Genomic DNA, 2,997 nt, shown 5'->3' with positions numbered 1-2,997 from the left:
TCCTCGGCGGGCGCGGGGACACGCAGTTGCATCGTCTCGTCCGCCCTGAGGGCGCCGACTCTCAGATGCAGGGTCTCGTCGGCCCCCAGCGGCTTCTCGCCACGGCCACCCCCCATGGGGCCGTCCTCCCCCTGCGACGCATCGGTCACGCCTGCGTCTCCCTCCGCACTCGGTCTCGCTCGCGCGGGTGAGCTGAGCATCCTCGCCACGGCGTTCACAAATTATCAGTAACGTTTTCGAATGCCCTGCACATATGCCGCACAGATGGCAACACTCATGAAACTTTGAACTGCCCCCGGCACCCCCGTGACGGCTAACCTGGACCCATGCCCCGTTACGAGTACCGCTGCCGGAGCTGCGGCGACACGTTCGAACTCAACCGTCCGATGGCGGAGTCCGCCGACCCCGCGACGTGCCCCGCCGGGCATGACGACACGGTGAAGCTTTTGTCGACGGTCGCCGTGGGCGGCGTCGCCGGCGCGCCGGCGTCCGCGCCCCGGGCCGGGGGCGGCGGATGCTGCGGTGGAGGGTGCTGCGGGTAGCCGCCCCCTCAGGCCGGCTGCCGGACCGTCCTCAGGAACTCCCCGAGGATCCGCTCCCCCGCCAGGACCCCCCGTTCCGGCAGCGCGGTGACCCGAGGGGCCGTCCAGCCGGTGTCCGCCAGTTCTCCGTGGCCCGGGCGCCAGCCCCGGTCGGCCGCCAGGAGGAGGTCGGTGTCCAGGAGGGAGTCGCCGGCGGCCAGGACCGGGTCCGCGCCGGTGCGGCGGGCGACCTCGCGGACCGCCGCGCTCTTGGTGAGCGGCTTCGGCACCGCGTAGATCTTGCGGCCCTGGAGCGAGACGGTCCAGCCGCGCTCCTCCGCCCACACCGCCAGCTCCTTCACCCAGTCCTCGGGCAGCAGCTCGCGCTCCACCACCAGGTAGGCGAACAGGTCCTCGGCGACCCGGTGCTTGCGCACCCACACCGGGTCGGCCGTGCGCAGCAGATGCTCGCGGACCTCCGCCAGCGGCGCGCACTCGTCGGCGAGCCGCGCCAGCACGCGCGCGTGCCATCCGGCGTCCGCGACCCCGTCGACCAGCAGGTGTCCCCCGTTGGCGCAGACCGCGTACCGGGGCGGCGGGCCGGGCAGGTTGATCCGCTGGTACTGCTTGCGGGTCCGGGTCGTCGCCGGCACGAACACGGCCGCGTCGCCGAGTTCCGTCAGCAGCCCGGCCGCCGTCTCCGTCATGTAGGACAGCGGCCTGGCCTCGTGCACCTCCACGCACAGCAGCCGGGGCGCCCGGGCGTCCGGCATGGTCAGCGCGAGGGCCGCCGAGGAGTAGATCAGCGTGCGGTCGAGGTCGCTCGCCACCAGCACCGGCATCAGACGTGCACCGCCTTCCCGTCGGCGCCCGTGGCACCGCGTGTGTACTTGGGGTGGATCAGCCCGACACAGCTGTACGGCAGTTCGCCGACCTCCTCCACCGGCACGCCCCGCTGCTCGGCGAGCAGGCGTACGTGGTCCAGTTCGGGGCCGGCGCCCGCACGGGCCAGGATCTTCCACGGCACCCGGCGCAGCAGCACCCGGGTGGTCTCGCCGACGCCCGGCTTGACGAGGTTCACGTCGTGGATGCCGTACTCCTCGCAGATCCGCTCGACCGCCCGCCAGCCCGCCCAGGTCGGGGTGCGGTCGGTGGCGAGCAGTTCCTTGACCGCGCCGGTCACGGTGTCCGCGACCTCCTCGAAGCGGGCGGAGACGGCGTCGAGGAAGGCCACGGAGACGTCGGCGCCGGCCAGTTCGCGGTAGAACTTCGCGCCGTGGTAGTCGTCCGGGCCGACCAGGTCCGCGCGCAGCACCGTGCGCGAGACCAGCCCGGACACCGTGGAGTTGAGGCAGGCGGAGGGGATGAGGAAGTCGTCCCGGGTGCCGTACGTGCGCACGCAGGAACCGGGGTCGGCGAGGACGGCGATCTCCGGGTCGAAGCCGGTGACGCCCTCCTTCGCCTCGAACTCCTCCAGGGCCTGGGCGAGTTCGCGGGTGATGGCGCCCTTGCCGGTCCAGCCGTCCACGAAGACCACGTCCCGGGGGTCGTGGTGGGCGGCGAGCCAGCGCAGCGCGTTGGCGTCGATGCCCCGGCCGCGCACGATCGACACCGCGTAGTGCGGCAGGTCCAGCCCGTGCCGGAAGCGCGCCCAGCGGCGCATCAGAATGCCCACCGGGGTGCCGGCGCGGGCCAGCGAGACCAGCACCGGGCGGGGCGAGCGCTCGCCGATCACCGTCTCGGTGACCACGCCCACCGCCCGCGCCAGCCGGACCGCCGACGCCTCGAGGGCCGTGTGGAACAGCTCCTGGTAGCGCTCGCTGGGCTGGTACTCCACCGGCAGCGACTCGGCGTAGTGCGCCCCACCGCTCTGGACGGCCTCCTCCCGCTCCTCGACCGGCGCCTCCAGGGGCACGTCGGACAGGTCCTGGAGCAGCCAGCCGACCTCCTCCGGCGCGTACGAGGAGAACGCGGGGCCGCGCAGGGGCTCGGGCAGCATGGCCGGCCTTTCGGGAAGGTGCGGGACGTACGACGGCACGACCGCGAGCAGGACGTGCGGGACCCGCTCGGCGAGCCGGGCCAGCAGGCCGTCCGGGGCGTGCAGGGCGGGGGTGTCGGCGACCGAGTCGACCACGGCCACGACGGCGTCGAAACCGGCGCCGGCCACGTTGTAGGCGTAGCGCTCGCCGGGCCCGTCCGCCGGGTCGTCGTGGGCGGGGAAGACCAGGCGGGTACGGATCGCGTAGCCGGGGTCGTCCACCGCGAGCACGGGCGAGCGGGTGGTGGTGGAGAACCGCACCTCGGCGTCCGCGGTGCGCTCCAGTTCCCGGGCGAGCCGCAGCGGGGCGTACATCAGCTCCTCGAACCCGAGCACGAGCACCCGGCGCGCACCGGCGGGCAGGGCGGCGCGTATCCGGTCGGCCATGGCGGGGAGCGCGGCCTCGAGCCGGGCCCGGTGGGCGGGGGTGAAGCCGTG

At 73.8% G+C, this 2,997-nt stretch carries 3 protein-coding genes; 1 reads left to right on the top strand and 2 read right to left on the bottom strand.

Translation table 11 applies throughout. The features are described 5' to 3' along the window. Positions 1 to 326 precede the first annotated feature (326 nt). Complete coding sequence (locus tag H5J33_RS29205) at positions 327 to 542, top strand: zinc ribbon domain-containing protein (protein WP_181797813.1); 216 nt, start codon at positions 327 to 329, stop codon at positions 540 to 542. A gap of 8 nt (positions 543 to 550) precedes the next feature. On the opposite strand, the gene H5J33_RS29200 is transcribed toward H5J33_RS29205, so the two are convergent. Continuing rightward, positions 551 to 1,363: an HAD family hydrolase gene (locus H5J33_RS29200; protein ID WP_181797812.1), complete on the bottom strand. Its 813-nt coding sequence runs from the start codon at positions 1,361 to 1,363 to the stop codon at positions 551 to 553. Beyond that, positions 1,363 to 2,997 (bottom strand): cysteine protease StiP domain-containing protein (locus H5J33_RS29195; RefSeq protein ID WP_181797811.1); only part of this gene is annotated, 1,635 nt, incomplete at its 5' end. The genes H5J33_RS29195 and H5J33_RS29200, both read right to left, overlap by 1 nt.

It is taken from the genome of Streptomyces sp. WELS2 (assembly GCF_013870595.1).
Taxonomy (GTDB): Bacteria; Actinomycetota; Actinomycetes; order Streptomycetales; family Streptomycetaceae; genus Streptomyces.
Note: the sequence above shows the minus strand (reverse complement) of the source record. Positions and strands in the feature narration are given on the sequence as shown.

Excerpts from the sequence above, each read along its gene's own strand:
- H5J33_RS29205 (WP_181797813.1), top strand. The coding sequence starts at position 327 with ATGCCCCGTTACGAGTACCGCTGCCGGAGCTGCGGCGACACGTTCGAA.
- H5J33_RS29200 (WP_181797812.1), bottom strand. The coding sequence starts at position 1,363 with ATGCCGGTGCTGGTGGCGAGCGACCTCGACCGCACGCTGATCTACTCC.